Origin of the sequence: Microcoleus sp. T3_D1 (assembly GCF_036700405.1) — a bacterium.
Lineage (GTDB): Bacteria > Cyanobacteriota > Cyanobacteriia > Cyanobacteriales > Microcoleaceae > Microcoleus.
This window is the reverse complement of sequence record NZ_JAUBOV010000182.1, coordinates 1-2,478: the sequence shown is the minus strand read 5'-3', so window position 1 is coordinate 2,478 and position 2,478 is coordinate 1. Positions and strand designations below refer to the sequence as shown.

Annotated in this window: 1 protein-coding gene; it reads left to right on the top strand. The window is 46.8% G+C overall.

The window, feature by feature from the left end:
• Nucleotides 1-602 precede the first annotated feature (602 nt).
• On the top strand, nt 603-2,330 hold the full coding sequence (gene ltrA / locus QT992_RS33215; protein ID WP_333378729.1) for a group II intron reverse transcriptase/maturase: 1,728 nt from the start codon (nt 603-605) through the stop codon (nt 2,328-2,330).
• The last annotated feature ends 148 nt before the right edge of the window (nt 2,331-2,478 follow it).

Sequence of the window (2,478 nt, the reverse complement as noted above, 5' to 3'; positions counted from 1 at the left end):
GTGCGACCCGTTTCCGCGAAAACGGAAAGCCTAGCGGCTTAAAGTGTAGGCGGAGCAAGGAATCAGCCTTTCGTATGGGCTGAAATGAACCTTGACAACTTAACGACCTTGAGGGTGTAAGTCCCTCCCCACAGGTGCAGTGGTGAAAGCATTACCCCTATTTCTAGGCGTAGCAACCCTAGAGGTAAAGCGGGGTAAAAAAGGAGGTAACTCGGCAACCTAACTGAGAATCCCTTCGAGCAGGAATCCATGAGCAGCGCAAGCGAAGATGTGTCTAAACCATCGTTAGGTATAACCAGTGAAATAGGTTGATTACACTGGGAGTCCCAAAAGGGCAAGGATAGGGAGTTGGCGGGTTTCGAGCCGACCAACAGAAGCACTTCCCACAAACCCGGTGGATAGCATCGCTCTAAAGATTCAATCAATGGTCGTTAGGAACGGGATAACCCCCATACATCTCTCAGGAAGGTCGATGCCTGAGTAGGTAGCTAGCCAGATGATGTACGGGGGCAGGATTGAATCAAAAGCCAATGCCTCGCTGTAATGGCGAGGATACGCTGACAGATTCACGATTGTTTGGAAATGAATAGGAACAAGTAGCAATGAATACGTCTAATACTGAGTCAATAAAGACAGAAGTGGAATGGAAGGATATCAACTGGAAAAAAATACAGAGGATAGTCTTTAAGTTGCAAAAGCGCATATTCAAAGCCTCTCAACGTGGGGATGTCAAAGCAGTCCGTAGGCTTCAAAAGACTTTGATGAGGTCTTGGTCGGCTAAGGCACTAGCCGTTCGCCGGGTAACTCAGGATAACCGGGGCAAGAAGACGGCTGGAATAGATGGGATTAAGAGTTTAATCCCCAAACAAAGGCTAGAACTTGTACGCCAACTGAGGTTAAACCAAAAGGCTAAACCTGTCAGGAGAGTCTGGATTGACAAACCTGGTAGAGACGAAAAACGCCCGTTAGGGATACCCACAATGAACGACAGAGCATCCCAAGCTCTGGTAAAAGCAGCCTTAGAGCCGGAATGGGAAGCAAAATTCGAGCCAAACAGCTACGGATTCCGACCAGGGCGGTCATGCCACGACGCAATCGAAGCAATATATGGAGCAATCAAGCAGAAGCCGAAATACGTGCTAGATGCCGACATTGCCAAATGCTTCGACCGAATAAACCACGAAGCGCTGCTAGAAAAATTAAATACATTCCCCACCATCCGCCGTCAAATTCGGGCATGGTTGAAAGCGGGAGTGATTGACTGGAGCGAATACGCTAATCGCAATAAAAAGAAAGGGTTCAGTCAATCATCTGAGGGAACGCCGCAAGGCGGGGTTATATCGCCCTTGCTAGCAAACATCGCCCTCCACGGCTTAGAAAATCGGCTACTCCAATACGTTGAAACCGTAGATATGAAAAATAACTACGGCAGACAACAGAGCAAACGCTCTAAGCGAATGACCCTAACAGTAGTTCGCTATGCTGATGACTTTGTAATTCTACACAAAGATAAAGCCGTCGTCCAAAGATGTATGCAGATAACAGCAGAATGGCTCAGTGGCATTGGCTTGGAATTAAAACCCGAAAAAACCAGACTCTCACACACTCTAGTTGAAGAAGGAGGCAACATAGGGTTCGACTTCCTCGGATTTAATGTTAGACAGTTCGAGGTAGGGGAGTATGCGTCTAAGCAAGGATTTAAAACCATCATCACGCCATCCAAGGAAAAGCTGAAAGTCCATCTATCTAAAGTAGGCGACCTAATCGATAAGCATAAAGGTTCATCGCGAGATGCCTTAATTGCAACACTAAACCCCGTGATAAGGGGCTGGTCGAACTATTACAAAACGGTTTGCAGCAAAGATATATTCCAACTTGCAGACCACATCATCTATCAGCAAATACGAGGATGGGCAATTTACCGTCATGAAAGCGCCGACAAGACTTGGACAACCAAGGGAAATAACAATTGGGTATTCGCCACTAAAAACGGCAAGCATTGTCTAGCCAAGCATGGCGATACTCCAATAACCAGACACACAAAGGTGAAGGGTGAAAGAAGCCCTTATGACGGAGATTGGGTCTACTGGAGCAAGCGAAAAGGGGAATACCCTGAAACTCCCAAACAATTATCTGAGCTTATTAAAAAGCAAGATGGGAAGTGTTCGCACTGCGGTCTGTACTTCACGTCAGATTGTCTAATCGAAGTACATCACATAGATAGAAACAGAACCAACAACAAGAAGACAAATCTGACAGCAGTACATAGACATTGCCACGACATTACTCACGCCAAGTGGGAACCTTTCATAGTGGGAGATGAGAAGTGATGAATCTTATTTCTAGCCCCCTAACCCTTAAGGGGAAAGAGGTACGCATGACAAGCGCCAAACAGTCGAGGAGCCGGATGATGGGAAACTATCACGTCCGGTTTTGCATGGGAGTTCGGGGTAGCGATACCCCGTTCGACCCTACCAA